We start from the raw sequence: 23,825 nt of genomic DNA, 5'->3' as shown, positions 1-23,825 counted from the left end.
TCATTTGCTTTATTCTATCATGAGTGATAACAGCTTCGCTTGGTTAGCGAAGCTGTTGATTACCGTGCATCATTTTTAAAATATACGCTCGATCTGGTACTTGTAATGTTGCATAAGAAGCTAAGAAGGCTGTATTGTCATAGGGTGCATTATGTAGCTCAATATTCATGGTGTGGTTCGTTAAGGAGACGAGAGCATAAGGAGCTGTTTGCGTACGACTACAGCCAAGTGCGCCGGGATTTAAGTATGTGGAGTGGGCAGTTTTAAAATAATGCAGCGGATGACGGTGGCCAAAGCAGATAAGATCTGCCATCACATCTTTGAATAGTTGATCTAATTGATAAGGATTGATCCCTACAATCGGAGAAAAAGGCTCATCGGCGATGGTCAGCGTTTCATGTCCAGGCACTAATTGATAATGAGCAAACCAAAGATGAACGTGATTTATTTCTCGCGTAATCACACGAGGCAGCTGCTGTAAATGTGGTACGTACGAGAGATCTATATGATGTGCAATCCATTCATGATGTTCTTTTAAGTTCGGATGATAATCAGGGTACGGTGTATTCGTTAGTAATGCGAGGATAGCTTCATCATGATTGCCGGTAACCATTGCCACGTCTTCGCGAGAAAATAAAAGTTCTAGTACTTCATTTGTGTCAGGACCATATCCGATCAGATCACCTAAACAATAAATCATATCTACATGATGATCGTCTTGAAGTTTTGCTAAGACAGCTTTAAGTGCGGCAGCGTTGCCGTGAATGTCTGATATGATGCCTAGTTTCATAGAAATCATCCTCTCTTGTGATTGAAGGAGATACTTAGAATTACATAGTCGTGTTTAGTATTACCTTGTATAAATGTATTGAAATGATGAGAACAATCATGTTTATGCGACATTGAACTATCCTATAATCATTTGATTATAAAAAGGCGAAATCCTTAACCACATAAGGATTTCGCACCTGCTCTTATACTTTAAATTTCGTTAATCGTTGCTGTAGCTCCATAGCTTGTTTGGACAGAGATGTTGAGGCGGCGGTTACTTCTTCGATGCAAGCTAGCTGTTCTTCGGTTGATGCAGCAACCTCTTCTGTGCGTAGGGCTGTTTTTTCGGAATAGTGTTGTGAGTGTTCAGCGGCTACTACGAGTACCTCCATCTCTTCTGTGACGCGATTTGTTTTCGTATGAATGTCTTTAATGTGGGTAAGCACGTGTGCAATGCTTGCTTTAATGGTTGAGAACTGATCACCGGCAGCATTCATAGCGGTAAGCCCTTTTTCCACTTCTTGCTGGGCTTGGTTCATCGTTTCAGTAGTACTGAGCGCATTGCCTTGGATTAAACGGATTAACTCTGTAATTTGTTGTGACGCTTCTGTTGATTGTTCAGCGAGTTTTCGGACTTCTTGGGCGACGACTGAAAAGCCTTTTCCTTGTTCACCGGCACGCGCTGCTTCAATGGATGCATTTAAGGCAAGTAAATTGGTTTGATTAGCGATGCCTTTAATACTTTCGATAATGCTTTCTATTTGCTTTGATGTTTCATTGAAAGTGAAAATGTTTGTACTCAAGTGCTGTACAATGCTTACAATTGTTTGCATTTGTCCACTTGCTTGTGCGATGGATTGCTCTCCATCGGTTGCCAATTGGACGGTATGTTGTGATTGTTTCTCGGTCTCTTTACTATGATTTTTAACGTCATTCATGCTACTTTTTATGTTGCCAACGGAATGCACGGTGTCTTCATAGCGCGATAAATTCTGTTGGCTTTCTTTTAATATGTCTTGTGTTGTGTATGTAATTTGTGCTGTAGCCTTTGATGTTTCATCGGCGGCAGCTAGCAATTCTTTTGAAGACGACGCTACTTGTTGAGAATGAATAATGACATCTTTAATGACTCCCTTTAATTGCTCACCCATGCGTTCAAACTGAAGAGAGAGACGACCAATTTCATCATTCCGATGGCTTATATTAGAGCCAGTCGTAAGCTCACCATTGGCTAAGCGAATAGAGGCTTGCTCCATGGCGCGAAGTGGTCGCGTAATACGTTCGGCAAAATAGTAAATAATGACTCCTCCAATCATTAGAGAGAGTCCGAGCGTAATGAAAAGCACATACAGGATACTATTTGCGCCTTTATTAAAGTCCACAAGGTATGTACCAGCATTTACAATCCAGCCCCAGCGTGGATCCTTTGCGGTATACGTAATTTTTTCACCAATTTCTTTAGATTGTGGGAGTTCCCATTGATATGTAAAAAAACCACCGCCTTTATTAGCTAATGTGATGAGTTCCTTGCCCATAATTTTTCCATCTTTTGAAACAATTTTAAAGGAATCCTTTCCTTCGATGAGCGGATGGGCAATTTCTATTCCTTGGTCATTTAGAACAAAGAGGTAGCCATGCTCTCCTAAATCAAAGTTTTTGGAAATAGGCCGAGTTCCATCGGGGCGCTTGGCACCTAAAATAGTGTTTTTTACGTGTTCTTGTGCCGCTTGCAAGGAGAGTTTCCCCGCTTTTACTTGGTCATCTACCTGCTCAATCATAGCTAATGTGTACTTTACATCATTTTTTAAACCGATTTTTCCCCGTTCATCTAGCTCACTTTTCGCTTGAAAAAAGCTAACAATGCCAATTAAAACACTAGGAATCGTTAACAGTAAAAGACATATAGCAATTAGCTTCAATTTTATTGATTTTTGCTTTTTTCTCACACATACCCCTCCAAATTAAGATCTATAGTAGGAATATCGGTAAAAAAGCAATCTTTTACAAATGAAAAAAAGAGACATTGTCGTCAATGCCTCTTTGCGTACATTTATAGAGAAGGAGAACGACGGTGCTTCGTTTCTTCTTCATAGGTGCGTCCAATGCTTAAGAGCTTTTCTTCTGAGCGGGGTTTACCGATCAGTGTAATGCCAACAGGTTCACCGTTTGCTTTATAGCCAGCTGGAATCGAGAGAGCAGGATAACCAGCTCCACAATATTCAACGGCATGACTTGTGCCCAATGTTAAGAGGGCGTCGGCGCCATTTGCCATTGCTGCATCTAGGAATGAACGTGCTTGCTCGCGTGTTTGTGCAATATGATGTGCCAGTTCTTGAGAGTTCATATGCTTATTTTCCACACTTTCGACAAGGCATTCTTGGCCAAATGGTGCTCGGAAGGTGATGCGTTTTTTGTTATAGTCAACTATTTGTTGCACTGTGAGTGAGGAATGAGTTTTTGTTTTCTTTAAATAGGCATTAACATCGTTTTCGAAGCTTTCGCGCATTATGCTGTTTAAGTCAATATGCTTCGGAGATTCAAGTTGTACTTTCGTTACGTAAAAGCCGCTATACTGAAGCTCTTTCATCACGCGCGTAACGATTTGTTCCTCTTCTTGTGTTGTGTCAGGATGTGCTAGGTAAGCAATTGTCATACGACTTGCTTGCTTCTGATCTAACGATTGCACGGCAGTTGCCGAAAACGAGCAGGAAATACTAGCAGGATCTCGTTCATCAACAACGTTCATTACCTCAAAGAGAACGGCTACATCTTCAACACTTTTTGCCATTGGTCCTGCTGTATCAAGTGCTGAGGCAATCGGTATGATCCGATGTCGGCTAATCGTTCCGAATGTGGGTTTAAGTCCAACCACGGAATTTTGCGTAGCAGGGCTAATAATGGAGCCACACGTTTCTGTGCCAACAGCAAGTGGTGCAAGGTTAGCCGCCACTGCAACCCCACTTCCTGAACTTGAACCACCAACATCAAAGCCTCCATAAGGATTCATCGTCTGTCCACCAAGCGAGGAATACCCATTCGGCGCTTTTTCTGACATGTAGTATGCCCATTCACTCATATTTGTTTTGCCTAAAAGAATTCCTTGCTGCTTGCGAATCTGCTCAACAAGAAAGGCATCTTCATCCGTAAAAGCCTCTTTTAAGACATCGGCGCCAGCTGAAGTATGCATGCGATCGGCTGTTCCAATATTATCCTTTAATAATAATGGGATGCCAAATAGCTTTCCATTAGTGACGTGGTTGGTGTCATCGAGCTTCTTAGCAATGGTTAAGGCATCAGGATTTAATTCAACAACGGCATTTAACGTATCTTCATCATTCTTTTCAATGTTAATGACATAGTAGGTTACAAGCTCTTGGCAAGTAAGCTCTTTTCGCTTTAAGCGCTTTTGAATAGAAAGAATACTTGCATTTGCAACCATGGCATCAATCTCAGAGTGCCGTTTGCGGCTCATTTCATGCATTGCTTTTTTAAATGGCTTGAAATCAAGCGTTCGCTGGGAAAAACTTGGTGTTTTATGAGATTGAAGGACGGCTTGATCATTTTGAGATTTGGTTTTTTTGACAGCCAGAGCGGCAACTGCCGCTGCTGCCGCTGCGCCAATTCCCGCAAATTTTAATAGTCGTTTCATACGAGCAGGAGCCTCCTGGAACTAGAAATATTTTGCTATGCTTTTACAATATACGTAAATGCTTGGATTCACAAGTTTTGTTGGTAGCATTGCAAGAAATGTAATATTGCTGATTAACAAGCAAACCAATTGAATATGATATTTCAATAATGTTACACTGAAATAAAATTGTGTAAAAAGTATCATGACATTTAGCAATGATCCGTCTTATTTCTTATATTTATTTTATTTAAAATTACACATAGTTAATAAAAGGAGAGCGATTCAGTTGAAAAAGGTGAAAAAGGCGATTATACCAGCCGCTGGATTAGGAACGAGATTCTTACCAGCTACGAAAGCAATGCCTAAGGAAATGTTACCGATTGTAGATAAACCAACCATTCAATATATTGTCGAGGAAGCAATTGCTTCAGGCATAGAAGATATTATTATCGTAACGGGAAAAGGAAAGCGTGCGATTGAAGATCATTTCGATTATGCGTTTGAACTGGAACAAAACCTTTATGAAAAAGGTAAAATGGAAATTTTAAAAGAGGTTCAAAAATCAGCAGCCATGGCAGATATTCATTATATTCGTCAGAAAGAACCAAAAGGCCTGGGACATGCTGTCTGGTGTGCACGTAAATTTATTGGTGATGAACCATTTGCTGTCTTATTAGGTGACGATATTGTTCAATCAGAAACACCTGGGTTAAAGCAATTAATTCAAGAGTATGACAACACAGGTAGCTCTGTTATTGGTGTTAAAACCGTTTCTAGTGAAGAAACGAGTCGTTATGGAATTATTGATCCTACTTCACAAGAAGGGCGACGCTATGGTATTAAAGGGCTTGTTGAAAAACCGACACAACAAGAAGCACCTTCGAACCTTGCGATTATGGGTCGTTACGTATTAACACCAGAAATCTTTGCCCACTTAGATAAACAAACGGTCGGTTCTGGAAATGAGATTCAGTTAACAGATGCGATTCAACAATTAAACACAGAACAGCCTGTCTATGCCTATGACTTTGAAGGCAAGCGATACGATGTTGGGGAAAAGCTTGGCTTCATTGAAACAACGCTTGATTTTGCGCTGCAAAATCCGGAGTTAAAAGCACCACTTTTATCATTTATGAAGCAAAAACTGATCGATGAAAAAGTGACCATCTCATAATTGTCACGCTTGAGTAATGGGGGAGAAAAGGAATGAAGAACAGACACGGTCGGTTTTCCTTTAGCCATGTATCGTGGAATGGGGAAGACATCGTCATTACATTACCTAAAAAAGTAGAGTTTATTCAAGAGTATGTTTCGCTTTTTGTAATGGAACGAAAAAAAGCAATGCCTGTTGAAGTGGAGTATGTGTTTATTTCATCAGAGGAAAAAGGAGATCAGCTACGTATTTCCTTTGAACAATTTGCACATTTACCACAAGGTCGTTGGGATTTTTATATAAAAAAAGGCTTATTTGACGGAGCACAAATGCGTCGATTGGGCTTGTATGAAACAGCTGTTTCACCACAAAAAATGCGCTATTTAAAACCTTTTTATTATGTAGAAGAAGCGGTGGCAGGGGTGCCGTATGTGACAGAGAAAAATGGCTTATCGCTTCATATCGATTCTGTTCTGCAACTTGAACGAGAAGGCTATGACATTCTTTCTTTACCAACAGGTCTTTGTCAAGTGGATGTGCAAGATGAAACCATGGCGATTACGCTTCCTTATCCATTACAAGGAAGTGAGGATGAAGTGAAAATTGTGTGCAAAAATGAACGCGACATTTCTTTTCTTCCGTATGAACGGAGTGCTAACCGTCAGGTGTTAACCGTTGATTTGCAAGGAAAAGAAATGGCAACGGTATTTTTGGAAATTACGAAAGGTCAGCTCATTGAACGCTATCCCTTGTCATTAGATGCTGAAATAGAAAGCATCGAAGTGCCTTTTACTGTAAAAGGTCAGCTTCCTTCTCGACATTTGTTTGTTACTGCCAATTCGATCGTTTTTGATTTAAATACGGCTGATTTGGCACACTGTGAGGAATTTGATTTTTTTCTTTCAAAGCGAAAATCGGATGATGAGGTGCCTTTAGCCTTTACGAAGCTCACCTACCAAGGCCAAACGCGGATTATGCTTGATGTAGAACCGTTAAAGGAGCATATTCAACAAAGTGGTCGTTGGGACGTATTCATTCGCATGTATCATGGTGCAATTTGTGAAGTGCGAAGAATCGGCAATCATAAAGCATTAAGCGGTCTACCTGACCAAGATGAGGAACCACCTTATATACCGTTATCAGACACATTAGGACTGTCTCCTTATTTTACCGTAAAAAATGAATTAACTTTTTATATGTGTACGAACGAGCAATATGTAAATTCTCTGTATCCAGCAAAAGCGACATTACAAAAGCTGACAATGTCTCAACAAGGTGAGATTACGCTCAGTGCAAACGTGAAAATGGATGAAGCATATATTATTGAAGGACTTGTACTGCGCCATCGTCAAAATAAAGAGCAAACGGTAATGATTCCTTGTAAAGTAGAAGTAGTAGAAGATGACAATGAACGTCGTCTTTCTGCTGTGTTCCATGTGAAACGATTGCCCCTAGAGCAATTTTATTGGGATTTCTACGTTTCTGTATTGTTGCATAATGGTACAAAACGGTTCATTCGTTTGCGGAATGGCAGCTTAGTAACGTATCGTAAATTAAAAAATGCGGTATTTAATCATAACCTTCATACGACAGATGAACATGTGATTTATCCATACATTACGGTTAACAACTGTGTAAGCTTAACGTATCGACGAGTAGGTGAGCATGAAACGTTACGTGATAAAATGCGAGAGTATATTGCTTATATGCTATCTATTCTATGCCTATGGTATTTCCGATGGCAGCCCGTCTGGTTAGTTCATGAGAAATACTCAGAAACGGCCCAAGATAATAGCTTTTATTTCTTTAAATATATGTATGAGAAGCATCCTAAGCAAAAAGTGTATTATGTCATTAAAAAAGGGTCGGCTGATGAGCGCCATTTAACGCCTTATAAGCGACGCGTTGTTTATTTTATGAGTATTAAACATCTATTTCTATTGTTAGGCTCTAAGCTTATTGTTTCTTCTGAAACGAAAGGCCACGGATATGCTTGGCGCGTTTCCCAAGGCCCTATTCGCAATACACTTAATAAGAAACGATTTGTGTTTTTACAGCACGGTGTCCTTGGTTTGAAGAAGGTGGAGAATACCTTTAAAGTTGGCACCGCAAATGGTGCGAACTTGTTTGTTGTTTCTTCTGATTTCGAAAAAGATATAGTGGTGAACTATTTCGGTTATGAGGAAGAAAACGTCATTGTAACGGGGCTTTCACGATGGGATGTATTAGAAGATCAAAGTCAACAGACGAAGCAAAAGGAAATCTTCTTAATGCCAACATGGCGAAATTGGTTAGAAGAAGTAGATGACGAACAATTTGTACAATCCTCTTACTTCCATGAATATAATAAACTTATTTCTTCACCGAAATTAACGTCTTTATTAGAGCAATATGATGTGAAACTGAATTTCTACGTTCATCCGAAATTTATGCCTTATGTCCAAAGCTTTACAAGTACGAATGAACGCATTTCGGTTATTCAATTTGGCGAAGTAAATGTGAATGAACTGTTAATGAGAAGTAGCCTTTTAATTACGGATTATTCAAGTGTTGCTTGGGAAACCTATTATCAGAAGAAACCGGTGCTTTTCTTTCATTTTGATGTCGATCAGTATGAAGAAAATCAAGGGGCTTATATGAACTTAAAAGATGAGCTGTTTGGTGAGGTTGCTTACGAGTCAGATGATTTAGTTTCGCGCTTAGAGCAGTATATTGTCCAAGATTTTGCTGAGAATCCGATATTTGCACAAAAACGTGAACACTACTTCAACTATGTTGATCATCATAATAGTGCACGCATTTATCAGGAAATTAAGCAACAAGAACGTAAGCTTTACGCGTCAGCCTCCTTATGGCAATCGCTAAAGCGTAATTACTTCGTAAAACACGTATGGGAAAAGTATAAAAATAATCGTCTCGTGTATCGTATGGGGCGTGGAATTTATGAAAAACTGCACTCTTAATAGTGTTGATCTAAATTTGGTATAGAGTTTCCAATGGATGAAGCTTTCCTTTTTGCCAAACATCCGCTATACTTTTTGTAATATCTTGGATAGATGTCCACGTATAGAAAGGATGGATGAGCTGTCATGAATGTTTGGAAATTGATGAAAGGAACTGCCATCATCGTACCCGCTCTCGTTATAGGGATTGCCGCTTCTAAGCGAAAAAAGAAGAAGCAAGAAGCAATCGTTGATGCTGAGCCACTGGAAATCGATCAAGAAGAAGTCATACGGATGGCAAGAGAAGAAGCACGTAAATGGCAAGATCAAGAGCAAACAGTCACAAAAAAAGAAGACATGGTAAAAAACTAAAAACAAACGGGATCTCCTATTTAGGGGGTCCCGCTTTTTGATTGTCTATTTACTTTTCGGGACTATTGTCATAGGATAAAAACCACAAGAGTTTCTTACTATCCTACCGTGAATTTGTATTTTTTAGATGGAGATTGGAGGGTTTTGGTCCTATTTATAGACATAATCTAGCATTTATCTAGTACGATGATTCCGTTTTTTTCAGAAAGTGAAAATTTACCACTGTGAAGTGTTATACTGTCTTTTTGAATAGGAGGAAGCGATGTAGACTAGGACCTCCGTCATTTCAAAAAAGGAGAACATTACATGAATCGATTCATCATTATAGCTTTTCTTACATCTATTCTAGCCTTTTTATGTATTTCACTCATTCTACTTATTAATCCAGCAACGGTTCTAAAAGATAATGGACAGATTCATTATTTCTGTTCCTATATGATGTATAGCTTACCTGTTCATGTTGTCGGTTGTGTCCTTGCTGAAAGTGCACTAAGACGTGCCCAAGGCCGTGAACTCCGCATTTTTCAACAACTTCTGTACATGGCGATGCTCGGTTTATTATTTGGAGTCATGTTGACAATGTTACTTTCAGGTCACGAAGCTCCAGAACAGATGGATTGGCCAAGTCTTGTCCTGATGATCATTGTTGGAATTATTAGCTCCTTATCTTTTTACTTTATTCGAAAAAAAGCATATTCACCTTCCTAATTTGGGGAGTGAAGCCTAAACGGTTGTTTAAGTTTTTTTTTATGAAGTGAAAAAGAAGAAACCTACGGGATTAAGGTTTCTTCTTTTATTTTACATAGCTTGAGTGAGGTGTTTTTGATGTTGTTTGTGTTTGCTGCGGACCATTAAACCAACTCCAAAAAAGACGAAACCAAGGTACTTGATGAGTAAAAAGGCAACTGCTGCGACTATTTGTTTTGCTTTTTAAATCTTTAAGGATAAAGATACACAAAACGAGTATAATGGCTTGCATAATATTATTAATTAAATAGAGTTCGTTCTGTTAACAATCGTTCCACTTTGTACATATTATTGTTCAAACGTCACTGGTACTTTTTTGCGACGAACGAGACCTAGAATGCCTGTTACAATTAGCATGGCAGATAGAATAATGGATAAGAACTGAGTTAGTATGATTGTAATGGCGCCTACAACAATGGAAATAATACTGATTGCGGTAACGTTCTTTCCTTTTCTATAAATAAAAATACTAATGAAACTAAGGATACAAATGATAAGAATAAATAAGGAAGAAATGATAATTGCATTTTGAACACCTTGTGCTGTGTTAGCATCCACTTGAGCCTTAATCTGAGGATTATTATATAACACACTAGTAAAGATCAGAACGATAAAACCTAATGCAGATAGTGATGCATTAATAATTGATAAAATAAATTCCGCTTTATGTTTCATAGGTAAGCTCCTCTACTTTTTTTAAAAATCATTCGTTAAAAAGATTCTTCTATCCTCGCGTCACTTTGTTTATTTCTACGAGAAAGTGCCATGATACTAGCAATGAGTAATAGTGCGGCTGGAATGACTGAAATGAGCCATAGTAATGAAATACCAGAGATGACAATGGCCACGATACTACTAGCCATAATTCCTTTTTCTTTTTTTAACATCACACATAATACAATGCCAATGATGGTCGCGATTATGCTAACCACCACTAACGATAAAAACGTTTGACTGGCAATATCAAATCGTTGAGCATCCTCTGGGGTTTTAAAGGAACGATTGTCCATTTCGTTATGTAGGAATAATCGAAATAAAGAAACAAAAGCAATCGATCCTAATGATAGTAACCCAAATAAAACAGTGCCAATGATGGAAAGAATAAATTCTACTTTGAATTTCATGCCATTCCTCCTACTTTAAATCATTGTATGCTGCAACTTGCTATCTTTTTCGCGCTGTTTACGGGCAAACAACTGAGAACGAGTTCTGCCATTACTGTCTCAACTTGTGTGACCTTTTCTCCACTAGTTGCTTTAAGCTTCCTCGTCATTTCCATATATCCCCCTTTTTATAAAAATTTACTCCTGTTTTCACACTATCATAAAGTACAAAAAATTGATTGTTCTCCTGAAAAAAGGGGAAAAAGGAAGGGGTGATTTTAGCATAGAACGTTGAAGCAAACATGCTTTAATTGTTAATATTTTACTAATTAGGGTGTGATAATCAATGGAAAAAATCGAATCGTTTTTTGCTTCCTGTCATTACCAGGAGGGCATGACGCAAGGTTTCACCATAAAACTGATTGAACACAGCGTTAGATGTCGCACTGTGGGGTGGGATAGCCAATTCCTTGACCGTTTGTTTCAGTTTTGCGGGTGAATTCTTTATAAGGAATTCCTTTTAGTTGAAGGGCAAACGATAATGATTCTTTTTAGCAAAACACTGAAATGATCAAGAGAGGCTCGGTCACCAACTAGAATGAACAAAGAGGCATACTAGTTTCATTCGTAAACTTACATCGTTTGATGCCCGAGCGATTGTCAGAATAAAGTGATGACTATTGTTCAAATGTAACAGATGCTTTGTTACGGCGAACGAGACCTAGAATACCTGTAGTGATTAACATTGCTGATGGGAGAAAAGAATACCCAAATGAAATTAAAAGGAAGAGCCCACCAAAAACAATGCTGACAATACTAATAGCTGTTACACTCTTGCCTTTTTTGTAGACAAATATGCCAATTAAGCTAATAATGCTAAGAATTAAGATTAATATAGAAAAATAAAGAAACCCCACTTGTGCAAATTCCGCAGAGTCTATTTCTAGTGCTTTTATAAATTCTGGGTTATTTAGAATGAAGATAAATAAGAGAAGAACTAGAAATCCAATTCCTGATAAAACCGTATTAATAATAGATAAAATAAATTCCGCTTTATGTTTCATACATACTCTCCTTTATTTTTTAATGAAGTACGGTTTAGTATATATCCTCCTTTTTAAAAAAATAACTCATACTTCTACACTATCATAAAGTGCTAAAAATTGAATGTTTACCTAAAAAAGGGTAAATAAGATGGGGGGATTTTAGCACAGGTACTAAAGGTTATGTTTTCATAATTGTGAATATATTACTAATTATGATGTATTAGCTTCTCGTACACGCAAACTAATTTCCTGGCACTTGTAAAACTTTTTCCCCATTTACCTAAAAGGATTTATATGGTTTTTTGTAATAGAGGTGACTTTTTATTAGACATCAAGCGATCACTATTTAATTATTGCCTAACTAAGTGAAGGGGTGTGAGGGATTTGAAATTAATGAAAAAATTACTGATAATCTACACGTTTTTTGCATTGACAGTAAGTATGATTATGGTGTGGAGTTTAACGAATGAACCTCTTAGAATCAAAATTTTATTCACAATTTTATTTTTTATATTTACGCCATTGTCTACATTTATAGTATATAAATTAAGTTCATTTTTTCGTAAGTTTAGTAAATAACTTCAGATCGTATTGTAAGTAGAGAGTGTTATGGGAAAATTACATAGAAAATATATTCTTGAATACTTTGAATGAGGCTTTGCGTTCCTGGTAGTGAATGTAAAGAAGTACACAAATCAATGACCACATCATCAAACTCGAAGATGTGGTCATTGTTTATAAACTAGCCCTCTTTATAAGGAACTTGTCTTTTTAAATGTATTTTTTGATTTAATAATATACCACACAGAACCGACAGCAATCACAATGAGCATGATTTCAACGGGTACGAGTGATAGATAGCCTGTTTGATAGAAGGCAGCAGGCAGGTCGCACAGTGCATGAATGCCGATCGCATAAAATAAATAGCTAAGCTTACCGCTTTTCACCGCGTACATGACGAAGATCGCCAGCGCTATTTGTAGGGCTAAGGCACAAAGACGCTCTATAGAAGCGAGCGATAAGTCGAAAACAGTAATATTTAATATCGCTTTTTTTGTCATCATGAGTGCATCTTTCGTTTGCGGCGTCATCATTTTATCAAAGTTACCAGAGTTGATTTGAAAGGCTATAAAGATGTTAGAAAAGCTACTTAAACCGAGAATTAAGATGCTTTCAATGCCTCCGTGTCCTAATCCGAAGGCAAAACCATCTTTCCAATCACGAAACTTTTTCAGCAAGTAAGTCATCACTAAAAAGCGTCCACCTTCTTCAAAAATACCGGCCATTAGTGCCGAATAGGGGATGCGAAAGGCGGGGTATTCCCACACGCTCGTCCGCGTCACAAAGGCATGTACTACTTGCTCAAGAATAACAGCAAATACGATAAATGTAACAATACCTAACGTAACCGGTTTCATTTTAACTTTTAGCTTCACTACACCAAAAATCACGAGAATTATAGGTACGAGAATAGCTACAATCCCACTAACAATCATCATGGTAATGACACTTTGACTAACCATAAACTTCCCCCTTTTCACTTCATTCTGTTTCACATGGAACAATCAATAATAGACTTTCACTTCTTTATAATAGTAAAAAATTGTAAGTCTGTACAGTGCTCATACTATCTTCATAATATGCGTCTCCGGCTATAAAAAGCAATGATGATCAAAAATAAGCATGAAAAACATGATACAGTTTGACGTAAGAGGTGAGAAGATGAGCAGTCATCCCCTAATTCAACGAGCGATTGCATATATTGAACAGCACTTGCAATCTCCTCTATCACTTGCAGTGCTATCAACTCACGTAAATGTTTCCAAATTTTATTTTCACCGTCTATTTCAAAAAGAAATTGGTGTACCAGTCGGAGAATATGTTCGCTTCCGGCGCTTAGCCTATGGGGCAACACTATTGTTACGTACGAGTTATAGCATTCTGGAAATTGCGTTATTGTGTTCCTTTGAATCACAAGAGGCATTTACGCGAGCATTTAAAAAACAGTACCAATTACCGCCGGGACGCTATCGTCGGGTAATAGGTCAGTTGTTCCTAGCAAAGGAGGACGTAATGATGAAAAATGAACAGTTGTTAACAGGGTGGATTTTGTCAGGGTCACATCCTAGCTACTATGAAGTAGGAATTGATCGGTATGTGTTTCATCAAGGGAAGGCTTCTGGAACGCTGAAGTCGATTGAAGCATCATCACCGACACAATTTGCGACAATGATGCAGCAATTCAAGGCAAATCGTTATCAAATGAAGCGCATGAAGCTATCAGGGTTTTTAAAAACAGAAAGGGTAGAGGGAGAATGCGGGTTCTGGATGAGAATAGATGGACCGAATGGAGTCGTGCAACAGTTTGATAATATGGCAGGTCGTACGTTATCGGGAACGACAGAGTGGACACATTGTCATATCGTATTAGATGTATTGGAAGATAGTGAGGTTATTGCCTTTGGTATTTTATTAAGTGGAAGTGGTCAGGTATGGATGGATTCGTTAACGTTTGAAGAAGTAACGGAGGAGATTCCTCTTACTGAAAGGCAAACAGAAGAACTTCGTGATGCGCCCATCAATTTAATGTTTGAAGAGACGATGTAAATCTTGCGTAGTAAGTCAGCAAGAAGAGCATCGAAGACCTCTCGCTTCTTTTGTACGCTATAAAAGAGGTGAGAATGATGAAAGAAAGAAAAAATCTACTATTTTATATTGCCGGTGAAGCGATCTCGAGTTTGGGAGATGTAATGTCCGGGTTAGCCTTTCTATTTTTAGCATACGATTTAACGCAATCGGCATGGTATACGACACTTATTGCGTTGGCACAAGCCCTTCCTTATGTTTTTTTTGGATTAATTGGTGGAGCAGTTGCCGATCTTGTTGACCGTAGAAGGCTGCTAGTGATAATTGATGTCATTCGTGTGCCTATTGTCGCGTCCGCTGTCGTGTTGTATAGCTTTGGTCACTTAACGTATGGCTATTTAGTACTGATTGGCTTTCTTCTGCAAACGCTAGGCTGCTTTTTCAATCCAGCTCATCGTGCCTTGCTTCCGATGATTGCTAGCGAAGAGAAGCGCATGGTGCTTAATAGTGTAATGGATAGTGTGACACGTGGCATTCAAGTGCTTTCTCCATTTATTGTTACAGCACTATTGGCGATGGGCCATACCGTGTATTTGTTGCTTGTTGATGCGTGTTCCTATATCGTTAGTGCATTTTGTATTAGCAAAATTACACTGACCACTGTTAAAGGTAGTGTTAGGAATGATAAAGTATTACTTAGTGTTTTTAAGGGGCTGATTCAGTATATACAATGGTTAAAAAACCAATCAGCGCTGCTTCTTTTATATGCGATGACCTTCATCGTCGTCTTTTTACACACGTGGGTATGGCAAGTCGGCCTACTACTGGCGCTCATTGAACACAGCAAGCATCCCAAAGAATGGTTTAGTATGTTAGAGGGAATCTATGGCGGGGTTGTAATTGCTGTTAATATTGTATTGCCGTTTGTATGGAAGAAGCTGAGTATGACTGTGTATGTTAGTGGGGCCTTCATATGGGGGTGTGGGGTTGTACTGCTTGGCTTCGTTTCTGAGCCGTCATTTTACATTGTGTGTGTAGTGATCGTCGCTATAGGGGTGCCGATCGCAGGATTGTCACGTGTTTATTTATTGCAGCAATGGCTGCCACAAGACAAGCTTGGCCGTGGCTTTAGCTTTAATGCCGTGCTCCTGTATATCGCAAATAGTGCATCTCTTGCTTTGTTTGGTTGGCTTTCTTATTACGTATCGGTCGCTACTCTTATGAAAAGTTGTGGGCTAATCATGCTCGTAACGACCGGCTATTTGTTGCTTCGGTTTGCACGAAAAACACTAGGTGTCATGCCAAATAAACGTTTAAAAAGCTGAGTAAAAGCAGCTGCAGAGGGAAAACCTGCTTGCAAGGCGATGGAAAGAATGGTTTCTTTAGAATGCAGTAACGCTTGCTTTGCGTGGTGTAAGCGAGCGAGCTGTAGCCAGGAGTAGGGAGATATGCCACTGCATTCCTTAAAAACGTGTGCATATTGATATTTACTTAAATGAATAAGACTACTTAGTTCATCCAATGTCCAAGTATGCTGAGCGTCCTCATACATGGCTTCCATCGTCTGCATAATGAGGGGCTGAAACAGACGATAACTTTCTATTTCCCGAGCAGGGTGTTGCGTTTGTAACAATAACAGCGCAAGTTGGGTAAAGCTATGGTCGAGAAATAGCTGAAATTCCTGTTCACTTGATACGTGTAACATCGTAGAGAGAAACGCTACCCATTGTGTAAGTGGAAGGTGCTTGCGCACGATCCAAGGAAATTGAAGACTATGATCTCTTTGGGGAAGAGCCTCGCTTACATCTTGAAAAAAGCTAGGTGAAAGCTCAATTAAAAATTTCTTTTGCTCCACAGCAAGCTGCTGGTGGCGGTCATAAGGATTTAACACTACAAATTGATGCGTAGTAAGTGTTGTGTCAAAAGTGGGTAGCTTATACGCCATATTTCCATCGATTGCATAGATAAACTTATAGCTTGGATCACTCCGTAGATTGCCTTCTGTTCTTTTTTCTGATGTATAAAGAAGCGCACCTTGAGCGCGTTCATAGTACATCATGTTCTTTTTTTGAGCGTTAGTTTTTTCATCGCTCCAATCACCTCTTTTCTAAACCGTTCTATTCTTTCTAAGAAAATCCTCCCTATAGAAAATGACAGCAAACGAAATGGTTTACTGTCATTAGAAGATTACCAGTTATAGCTAATATCAACGGCACCTTTCATTTGCTTGCCGCTACTATTTTTAAATACAAAATAGTAATTGCCTGCGCCGCTACCTTTTTTAAAGAAAACAGTTGTTTCTTTTCCTTGTGATGAAACGGTTTTGCGATCTACTTCAACATCACTCGTCGCTGTTCGTTTGTGTAGAGATAAAATAAGTCCAGATCCTTTTGCACCTAATGTAGGTGTTGTTGTTACCATAAAAGTTGGGGTGCTAGTTACATACACCATGCGGCTCGACATGCTTCCTTTAAGACTATAAGTAGAATGATAGGTATTGCTAGAGGCATGAGCAGTGTTCATTGAAAATAAAAGTATACCGAGTAATACGCCAAAAGACATTAATTTCTTTAACATGAAATCATCTCCATTTAAGAATTTACTGGTTGCAATGCCATTATAGAGCAATAATTTACAAAAATAAACACCATTAGTTTAAAAATTTTATAAGAAATTTTTTTTGACAAATTTTTAGTAGAATAAAAGGTTACTCTTTTAGGAAAAAGAGGTTTTTTTTCGTTGATGTAGAAGGTTATAAGGGATGCTGTCTTTTTTACTAGCAAGAGACAAAAATGGTTGTCTCTAAAAGGAGTTGTATTGTTGTGAAACCATTGACTCGTTTTTTATTTTCTCAGGAACATTCTGTACGATTATTGTATACAGAGGACGATTACAAAAGAGAAACGTTAGATGGGTTACACAAGGCTCAGCAGAAAGTAAGTGCTTTTTTTCATCAAAAGAAGCCAATAGAGCTCACTGTATATCTTGTAAGTCATCGGCAAGCCTTTATGCGTACGGTTACTAACATTCTAAAAAAAACCCCTTCTCCTACCCTATTCGCTCAAGCGCAAGGTGTAGAGCTTGTACTTCTTTCGCCCGCTGCTTATTTTCCTTCCTATGATGATCAAGGATATCAAGAACTTATGTGTTCAGAAATGATTGCTATGTACAGCGCAATGCACAGAGAAACGGAACTACCGAATTGGTTGAAAAAGGGCCTTGCTGTTTATTTAGTGTGCGATGAGCGCGTGCATCGTATCGATAAAAAAAATCACCTTACAATTCGCGACATTGAGCAATCTTTTAAAAGTGACCGTATATGGAGCGCGTTGCTTGTTCGTTTTATAGAAGAAGAGTATGGCGAAGAAGCCCTGTATGACCTAGCGACAGGAAAAGTTGCTAACCTATTTGAATTGCTTGGGAAAAACGGAGAGGCAAATTGGCAGCGATGGCTGACTAGTACATTTCAATCGCCTGCCTTATCATAGAAAAAACCCAGCAGGAGTGCGCTATGTAATCTCCGGCCAGGTTCTTGGTAGGTTGTAAAAAAACTTAATGAAAAGGTTTAAAGATCTCTATGACAGGACTTAGAATAATACTATATAAATGATGAATAAGACGGTCAATAATCGTCATGAGATCTTTTCCTTTCTAACAGAAATTAATGATGGAACAATCGTCTCAAAGCATCCACAATGGGATTATGAAGCAAGAAATTAACGACATTTAGTACTGTTTGGACGACATTCATGAGACCAGCTCCTTGTGTGATTAGTAGTGTGATGAAGTAGTGCGGCTATACGTTGTTTTGTTTAATGATGGAACAATCGTCTCAAAGCATCCACAATGGGATTATGAAGCAAGAAATTAATGAAATTTAGTACTGTTTGGATAACATTCATGAGACCAGCTCCTTGTATAATTAGTAGTGTGAAGAGTTACTGCGACTTTATGTAGCCTTAATCAATGATGGAATAACTGTTTTAAAGCATCTACAACTGGATTATGAAGCAAGAGATTAACGACATTTAGTACTGTTTGGACGACATTCATGAGACCAGCTCCTTGTGCGATTAGTAGTGTGATGAGTTAGTGCGAATTGTACTTGTTCGTTTAATGATGAAAGAGATGTCTTAAGAAATCGGTAACTGGATTGTGAAGCAGGAAATTAACGATATTCATTAGTGTGTGGATTACGTTCATGTGAACATCTCCTTTTTGTTTGAAATAGTTAACTTGTATTTATCATAAGCTATGAAAATACAAAAAGCAACGAAATTTTCAGAAAATATCGAAAATTAATCCTTGTTCAACTTGTTATTTACATAACGAAATAATTGATAGTGGCAATTAGAAGAATAAACTGTGCAGTGTCCTCATAACTCCTAAAAAAGGAGTTTTTTTCTGAGAAAGCGAAAGATAGTGTATAAGGAAAAGGAGGGAGCCTATGAGCAGCATATTGAAAGAGTTCTCTTGCTGCTGTGATGGTCAGATCCAGCTATATTATATAAAAGAGAATTATGTAGAAGAAACACTTGATGGGTTAAAGAAAGCAGCAAGTAAGCTAGAAGCGTTTTTTGGAGTGCCGACTCGTCCTGTTGAAGTGATGGTGTATTTAGTACCGACGAGAAGATGGTATGAGCAGCTTGTAGTAGACGTTTTGAAAGTTAATATTGAAGTGCCATCACGTGAAAGTAGAATTGCGCAAATGCAGCGTAAAGAGCTTGTTCTTCTTTCACCGGATGCGTATCCTTCGCATTCTATTTATACGTATGAAAAAACAGAGTATGAACGCTTGCTCTGTCATGAATTAACGCATGTGTATCATGAGCATTTTACAAGTAATTTAGAAATGACGCCACGGTGGCTTGAAGAAGGCTTAGCTATTTACTTATCCAATCAGTGGCGAACGGATGTAGAGTTTCGGGATCCTGTACAGCGGGCGATTCAAACACGTGAGCTTCCAAGTTTAGAAGAGGTCGAAAATAGTATTCTCCTCTCTTATATTTGGGGATGGACGCTTGTTCGCTTTTTAGATGTAACGTATGGTCAAGATCTTATAAAAGCAATTGTAGTACAAGGCAGTGATCAGGCCGTGTATGAAGCAACCCGCTTGGAAAAAGAGGTGTTTGAAGCTCGATGGCATGCATGGTTAAAGGCAGAACGTGCAATCCAAAGTTAAATAAACTCGGCAATCGTACCCTTTAGAATAAGGCAGGATTGCCGAGTTTTTTATTTTTATATAAATTTTCTTTTGATAAACTTTTAGAAATTTATTAATAAAACATGACGCGATATAGGGAGGAAAGCCTGATGGGAAAAGGTTTTGTTCGATAGTTACTATAATTAATAATTAAATTTTCGAAATTTTTTATGTCGGTTGTTTCTGTTTTTTAATGTGGTTGTAATATGATTGATACATTTCTCTGGTATTTTATTAGTGTTAGTAATTTTAGTATATATTTCCTTAATATAACCAAGGGGGAACTTTTTCTTTATGAAGAAATTAATAGTGGCATTAGTAGTGTTCTTGCAAGTCTTCACGTTAATGGTGAGCAATCCAGCAGAAGCACGATCTACATATAAAAAACGTATGACAGGATTTCAAGTAACGCATTATAATGAAAGCGGCCTGACAGCAAGTGGACGTCGCACGAAAGATGGCGTAACAATCGCTGTAGACCCACGTGTAATTAAACTAGGAACATGGGTAGAAATTAAATTCCCGAACGGAAAGAAAATTAAACGTAGAGCAGACGACACGGGTGGAGCCATCAAAGGTAGAATTATTGATTTGTATGTAAATAAATCTGACCGTACTGTTCGTAAGCTTGGACGCATTCATAACGTAACAGTAACCATCTTAAAGTAGTTTAGTATACTAAAAATCATAGCAGCATGCTTCGCTTAAAGCGGAGCATGCTGCTTTTTTGTCTAGAGTAACAAAATATAGCAATAAATGTGATAAATAGTACAATGGCATAAATAAGAACTTAATAGTAATTCTGCGGTATTCAATATACGGAGATACGGACTTTCTTAGCATAAGAAGTTGTTTGTCTTCTCTATATAGACTGGGCAGCTCATGAACTACTTGTGAAGTTTACAGTGAGGAAGCTTAGTATGTATGTTGTGCTCCTTCTTTTGTATGGCCTCTTTCTATGGAGAATGGGCGTTCTATAGCTTATACTACGTAAGAGAGCAGAAAGGAAGGGTTTCCCATGTCAAGAACGATTGTTATGTCAGATATTCATGGTCATTATGAGCCACTGATGGCCCTACTGTCAGATGTGAAATATGGAAGTGGCGACAAGCTTATATTTTTAGGTGATTATGTCGATCGTGGTCCCGATGCAGCGCGCGTTGTCGCGACGGTAAAAAACCTCGTAGAAACAGAAAATGCAGTGGCGCTTGCTGGCAATCATGAAAACTTATTTTTAAAATGGTTATGGCGCATGGAAGATCGTAAGCGCTATTTGCAAATCGATGGCGGCAAAAAGACGGTGAAAAGCTTTTGTAAGCCGTATGGCATCTCTTCTTATAAAGTGCAGGCGAAAAAGTGTATTTTTAAAAACTACCGCGATGAGATTACGTTTTTGAAAAATTTACCGCTTTATTATGAAGATGAGCGGCATTTGTTTGTTCATGCGGGCATTAATCCGGAGCTTGATGATTGGCGTCAAACGTCTAAGCGAGACTTCCGCTGGATTCGCTCGGCGTTTTGGGAGAAGCCGCAAAAAACGGGGAAAATCATTATCCACGGTCACACACCAACAGTGATTTTACATAAAGATCATTACGACGTATGGCTCAACAATGATAATCAGGAAATTAATATTGATGGAGGCTGTCATTACGGTGGTTGGCTGCACGCTTTAGTCATTGAAGGGAATGACTATACTGCTTATTCCATTGATCATACGTGCAGTAAGCGACAAGTGAAGAAGGTACCGTTAACCGCTGTATAAAATGGAAACGCTCTTTGCGTAACTTCCGCTATTTATAGATGATTTGGTTATAATGAGTATGGTAAGATAGCAGAAGGTATTTTTTGAAAAGAGGGTACAACGATGAAAACATCCATTTACGGGTTAACATTGCAACAGCTTACTGCTTGGCTTGGCGAACGCGGTCATCGTCCGTTTCGTGCGCAGCAAGTTTGGGAGTATTTATATAGAACACGCGTAACTGATTTTAGTTTGATGACAGATGTGAATCCAGACTGTATTCAATTGTTGAGTGAGCATTTTGTGATTGAAACGATGACACAGCACGTGAAGCAAGAATCGCAAGACGGCACTATTAAGTTTCTTTTTCGCCTACAAGATGGCAATTTAATTGAAACGGTATTAATGCGTCATAAATACGGATTATCAGTTTGTGTAACAACACAAGTCGGCTGTAACATCGGCTGTAGCTTTTGTGCGAGTGGCTTGTTAGCGAAAAGCCGTGATCTTTCAGGTGGCGAAGTTGTTGAACAAATTATGCGCGTACAGCTCGAGCTAGATGCGCGGGGCGAGCAAGAGAAAGTAACGCATATTGTCGTGATGGGAATCGGTGAGCCGTTCGATAACTTTGAGAATATGAAAAACTTTATTCACATCATCACGGATCATAAAGGATTAGCTGTAGCTGCGCGTCGAATTACAGTTTCTACAAGTGGTTTAGCGAAAAAAATGCGTGAATTTGCAGATAGCGGACTGCAAGTGAACCTTGCGCTATCACTGCATGCGCCGAATAATGAACTTCGTACGAAAATCATGAAAATCAACAAGGCCATTCCACTTGAACCACTCATGGAAGCTGTTGACTATTATCTAGAAAAAACAAATCGCCGCTTAACGATCGAGTATATTTTGCTTCGAGATGTGAATGATCATAAAAAAGAAGCGCTCGAACTTGCTCAGCTGCTTCACGATAAGAAAAAACGCTTATACGTGAATCTCATTCCATACAATCCTGTAGATGAGCATAGTCAGTATCAGCGCAGCGAAGAACGCTCCGTGCTTGAATTTTATGATACGTTGAAAAAGAACGGTATCAACTGTAAAATTCGCCAAGAACACGGTTCAGACATTGATGCCGCTTGCGGACAACTTCGAAGTAAGCAAATTAATAAAGAGGCATAGACACAAAAAGAGAAATGCAACAGTCTATGTAGTGTGAAAGAAACTCATTCATTACACTATAAAAATAACATTCCAAAACGCTCAGTAATTTTGAGCGTTTTTTTTTTATGATGAGCAAGAGAAATTATGGTATTTTATGGTAAAATATTAAAAAGGAGGAGGTTAGTTGAATGAAAAAAATCGTTGTAGCCCTTTTTATCCTTTTTCTAACTGCTTGTAGCCAAGATGAGTGGAAAGAAAGCTCGTTGTTTGAATCTGGTAGTTATACGATGATTGGTGAAAAAGAGAAAATTGGTTTTATATACGATGATTCCGAAAATGTAAGATTTTATCCTAACGAAGAACAGAAATATATGTGGCATTTGTGGGGCTCTAAAGATTTGCCTGATAAACCATTTAAAGTTATTGCCACATCACAGAAAACAGACGAGGAAGTGTCGCTTATACGTGATGTTACCGGGGATGCAAACAATGGGGCAGATGCCCACATTCCATCGATCATGTCACTACCTCACGCTGGCATGTGGAAGTTAGACGCATATGTCGATCAAAAATTGTTCGGAACAATTTTTGTCAAAGTGCATAAAAAATAAAGACTGATTGTAACGAAATCTCAATATTAATTTTGATAAAAGAGATCAGGGAGGCCTGATCTCCTTTTGTATGCAAATAGCTTATGACAGTTTACTTCGCAGTGTTTTAATACGAATGGCTAGAAAGGAAATGAAGAAAGATATAAAGCTAAAGAACAGCGCATAACCAAACATCGCGCCACGTCCGACGTTTTGATAGAGCGGTACGAGAAGGGTTGGTATATTGAGAGCAATGAAAATAATTAAAGGAGCAAGATACATATTTTTATGTTTTAAACCGAATAGCAAGGATATACCTAACGTTAAAATTGGAGCAAATATAAGATAAAGCGGTAATTCCCACATCTACTATACACTCCCATTCTGTTGTATTTGTGATTTAGTCTCATTATACAATAAGTTGACAAAAAAATCCTTTGTAGTAATATTTATCTACAAAAACATCAGTTAGGATGAACATCATGATAAAGAACACATTTCTTCTTGCGGTACTTGCGCTGCAAATCATCTTTTTAGTGGTATGGATTAGTGACTTGAATGAGTATTTTACATTCTATTCATTTATTGCCTTTTTACTCGTTGTCGTAGCGGGTGGCTATCTTGCTGGTTTCTTGCGTTTCAATAAGAGCTCCAAGATCTTAACAATTCCAGTATTGTTTATATCGATTATGCTTTCCCCAGTGCTTGTTTTCGTGGGAACGTGTGGACCGTGAATGCTTAAGTATGCTTCTTTTCTTCCACTTTAGGGAAAC

Annotated in this window: 23 protein-coding genes; 13 read left to right on the top strand and 10 right to left on the bottom strand. The window is 38.5% G+C overall.

The window, feature by feature from the left end:
• Positions 1 to 43: 43 nt before the first annotated feature.
• The 3 genes from A374_RS07060 to A374_RS07050 all read right to left on the bottom strand — a co-directional run bounded on the left by A374_RS07060 (position 44) and on the right by A374_RS07050 (position 4,420).
• Positions 44 to 790, bottom strand: a complete 747-nt coding sequence (locus A374_RS07060) for a metallophosphoesterase family protein (protein WP_007201515.1) — start codon at positions 788 to 790, stop codon at positions 44 to 46.
• Between the two features lie 184 nt (positions 791 to 974).
• Positions 975 to 2,717, bottom strand: coding sequence for a methyl-accepting chemotaxis protein (locus A374_RS07055; RefSeq protein WP_007201514.1), 1,743 nt, complete (start codon positions 2,715 to 2,717; stop codon positions 975 to 977).
• Between the two features lie 104 nt (positions 2,718 to 2,821).
• Positions 2,822 to 4,420, bottom strand: a complete 1,599-nt coding sequence (locus A374_RS07050; protein WP_007201513.1) for an amidase family protein — start codon at positions 4,418 to 4,420, stop codon at positions 2,822 to 2,824.
• Positions 4,421 to 4,688: 268 nt separating this feature from the next.
• Between A374_RS07050 and galU the strand changes: the two genes are divergently transcribed.
• From galU to A374_RS07030, 4 genes are all read left to right on the top strand, one after another.
• Entirely contained in the window at positions 4,689 to 5,576 is an 888-nt protein-coding gene (gene galU / locus A374_RS07045) for a UTP--glucose-1-phosphate uridylyltransferase GalU (RefSeq protein ID WP_007201512.1), read from the top strand.
• A 32-nt stretch (positions 5,577 to 5,608) separates the two neighbouring features.
• Positions 5,609 to 8,518, top strand: a complete 2,910-nt coding sequence (locus tag A374_RS19480) for a CDP-glycerol glycerophosphotransferase family protein (RefSeq protein ID WP_007201511.1) — start codon at positions 5,609 to 5,611, stop codon at positions 8,516 to 8,518.
• Positions 8,519 to 8,644: 126 nt separating this feature from the next.
• Positions 8,645 to 8,869 carry a hypothetical protein gene (locus tag A374_RS07035; RefSeq protein ID WP_007201510.1) on the top strand — a complete coding sequence of 75 codons (225 nt, stop codon included), beginning with the start codon at positions 8,645 to 8,647 and terminating at the stop codon, positions 8,867 to 8,869.
• A 306-nt stretch (positions 8,870 to 9,175) separates the two neighbouring features.
• A complete protein-coding gene (locus tag A374_RS07030) occupies positions 9,176 to 9,577 on the top strand; it encodes a hypothetical protein (RefSeq protein WP_007201509.1) in 402 nt (133 codons plus the stop codon).
• Positions 9,578 to 9,904: 327 nt separating this feature from the next.
• Here the strand turns inward: A374_RS07030 and A374_RS07025 are convergent, their stop codons facing one another.
• The 4 genes from A374_RS07025 to A374_RS07010 form a co-directional block, all read right to left on the bottom strand.
• Positions 9,905 to 10,291: a DUF4064 domain-containing protein gene (locus tag A374_RS07025; RefSeq protein WP_007201508.1), complete on the bottom strand. Its 387-nt coding sequence runs from the start codon at positions 10,289 to 10,291 to the stop codon at positions 9,905 to 9,907.
• A gap of 35 nt (positions 10,292 to 10,326) precedes the next feature.
• Positions 10,327 to 10,740, bottom strand: a complete 414-nt coding sequence (locus A374_RS07020) for a DUF4064 domain-containing protein (RefSeq protein ID WP_007201507.1) — start codon at positions 10,738 to 10,740, stop codon at positions 10,327 to 10,329.
• A 656-nt stretch (positions 10,741 to 11,396) separates the two neighbouring features.
• Positions 11,397 to 11,783, bottom strand: coding sequence for a hypothetical protein (locus A374_RS07015; protein ID WP_007201506.1), 387 nt, complete (start codon positions 11,781 to 11,783; stop codon positions 11,397 to 11,399).
• Positions 11,784 to 12,517: 734 nt separating this feature from the next.
• Complete coding sequence (locus A374_RS07010; protein WP_007201505.1) at positions 12,518 to 13,288, bottom strand: YhfC family intramembrane metalloprotease; 771 nt, start codon at positions 13,286 to 13,288, stop codon at positions 12,518 to 12,520.
• Between the two features lie 199 nt (positions 13,289 to 13,487).
• Here A374_RS07010 and A374_RS07005 point away from each other — a divergent pair, with 199 nt between their 5' ends.
• Together A374_RS07005 and A374_RS07000 are read left to right on the top strand one after the other, a co-directional pair.
• The gene (locus tag A374_RS07005) at positions 13,488 to 14,372 is read left to right on the top strand and encodes a helix-turn-helix domain-containing protein (protein ID WP_007201504.1); all 885 of its coding nucleotides are present in this window, start codon (positions 13,488 to 13,490) and stop codon (positions 14,370 to 14,372) included.
• A 74-nt stretch (positions 14,373 to 14,446) separates the two neighbouring features.
• Positions 14,447 to 15,676, top strand: a complete 1,230-nt coding sequence (locus A374_RS07000; protein ID WP_156793166.1) for an MFS transporter — start codon at positions 14,447 to 14,449, stop codon at positions 15,674 to 15,676.
• Here A374_RS07000 and A374_RS21115 read toward each other — a convergent pair.
• Positions 15,610 to 16,410 carry a helix-turn-helix transcriptional regulator gene (locus A374_RS21115; protein ID WP_007201502.1) on the bottom strand — a complete coding sequence of 267 codons (801 nt, stop codon included), beginning with the start codon at positions 16,408 to 16,410 and terminating at the stop codon, positions 15,610 to 15,612. The two genes, A374_RS07000 and A374_RS21115, sit on opposite strands and share 67 nt — an antisense overlap.
• Before the next feature lie 128 nt (positions 16,411 to 16,538).
• Positions 16,539 to 16,928: a hypothetical protein gene (locus A374_RS06990; protein ID WP_007201501.1), complete on the bottom strand. Its 390-nt coding sequence runs from the start codon at positions 16,926 to 16,928 to the stop codon at positions 16,539 to 16,541.
• A 245-nt stretch (positions 16,929 to 17,173) separates the two neighbouring features.
• On the opposite strand from A374_RS06990, the gene A374_RS06985 reads away from it, so the two are divergent.
• The 6 genes from A374_RS06985 (at position 17,174) to A374_RS06960 (ending at position 23,073) form a co-directional block, all read left to right on the top strand.
• A complete protein-coding gene (locus A374_RS06985) occupies positions 17,174 to 17,839 on the top strand; it encodes a hypothetical protein (RefSeq protein WP_007201500.1) in 666 nt (221 codons plus the stop codon).
• 959 nt (positions 17,840 to 18,798) lie between these two features.
• Positions 18,799 to 19,533, top strand: coding sequence for a peptidase MA family metallohydrolase (locus tag A374_RS06980; RefSeq protein WP_007201499.1), 735 nt, complete (start codon positions 18,799 to 18,801; stop codon positions 19,531 to 19,533).
• A 315-nt stretch (positions 19,534 to 19,848) separates the two neighbouring features.
• The gene (locus A374_RS06975; protein WP_007201498.1) at positions 19,849 to 20,223 is read left to right on the top strand and encodes a 3D domain-containing protein; all 375 of its coding nucleotides are present in this window, start codon (positions 19,849 to 19,851) and stop codon (positions 20,221 to 20,223) included.
• Positions 20,224 to 20,572: 349 nt separating this feature from the next.
• The gene (locus tag A374_RS06970; protein WP_007201497.1) at positions 20,573 to 21,319 is read left to right on the top strand and encodes a metallophosphoesterase family protein; all 747 of its coding nucleotides are present in this window, start codon (positions 20,573 to 20,575) and stop codon (positions 21,317 to 21,319) included.
• Positions 21,320 to 21,421: 102 nt separating this feature from the next.
• Positions 21,422 to 22,480 carry a dual-specificity RNA methyltransferase RlmN gene (gene rlmN / locus A374_RS06965; protein ID WP_007201496.1) on the top strand — a complete coding sequence of 353 codons (1,059 nt, stop codon included), beginning with the start codon at positions 21,422 to 21,424 and terminating at the stop codon, positions 22,478 to 22,480.
• Positions 22,481 to 22,650: 170 nt separating this feature from the next.
• A complete protein-coding gene (locus tag A374_RS06960; RefSeq protein ID WP_007201495.1) occupies positions 22,651 to 23,073 on the top strand; it encodes a DUF4871 domain-containing protein in 423 nt (140 codons plus the stop codon).
• A gap of 81 nt (positions 23,074 to 23,154) precedes the next feature.
• Here the strand turns inward: A374_RS06960 and A374_RS06955 are convergent, their stop codons facing one another.
• Positions 23,155 to 23,418 (bottom strand): hypothetical protein, encoded by a 264-nt coding sequence (locus A374_RS06955; protein WP_007201494.1) that lies wholly within the window; start codon positions 23,416 to 23,418, stop codon positions 23,155 to 23,157.
• 116 nt (positions 23,419 to 23,534) lie between these two features.
• Here A374_RS06955 and A374_RS06950 point away from each other — a divergent pair, with 116 nt between their 5' ends.
• Positions 23,535 to 23,786 (top strand): hypothetical protein, encoded by a 252-nt coding sequence (locus tag A374_RS06950; protein WP_007201493.1) that lies wholly within the window; start codon positions 23,535 to 23,537, stop codon positions 23,784 to 23,786.
• The last annotated feature ends 39 nt before the right edge of the window (positions 23,787 to 23,825 follow it).

Origin of the sequence: Fictibacillus macauensis ZFHKF-1, assembly GCF_000269865.1 — a bacterium.
GTDB lineage: Bacteria > Bacillota > Bacilli > Bacillales > Fictibacillaceae > Fictibacillus_C > Fictibacillus_C macauensis.
This window is presented reverse-complemented; position numbering and strand designations above follow the sequence as displayed.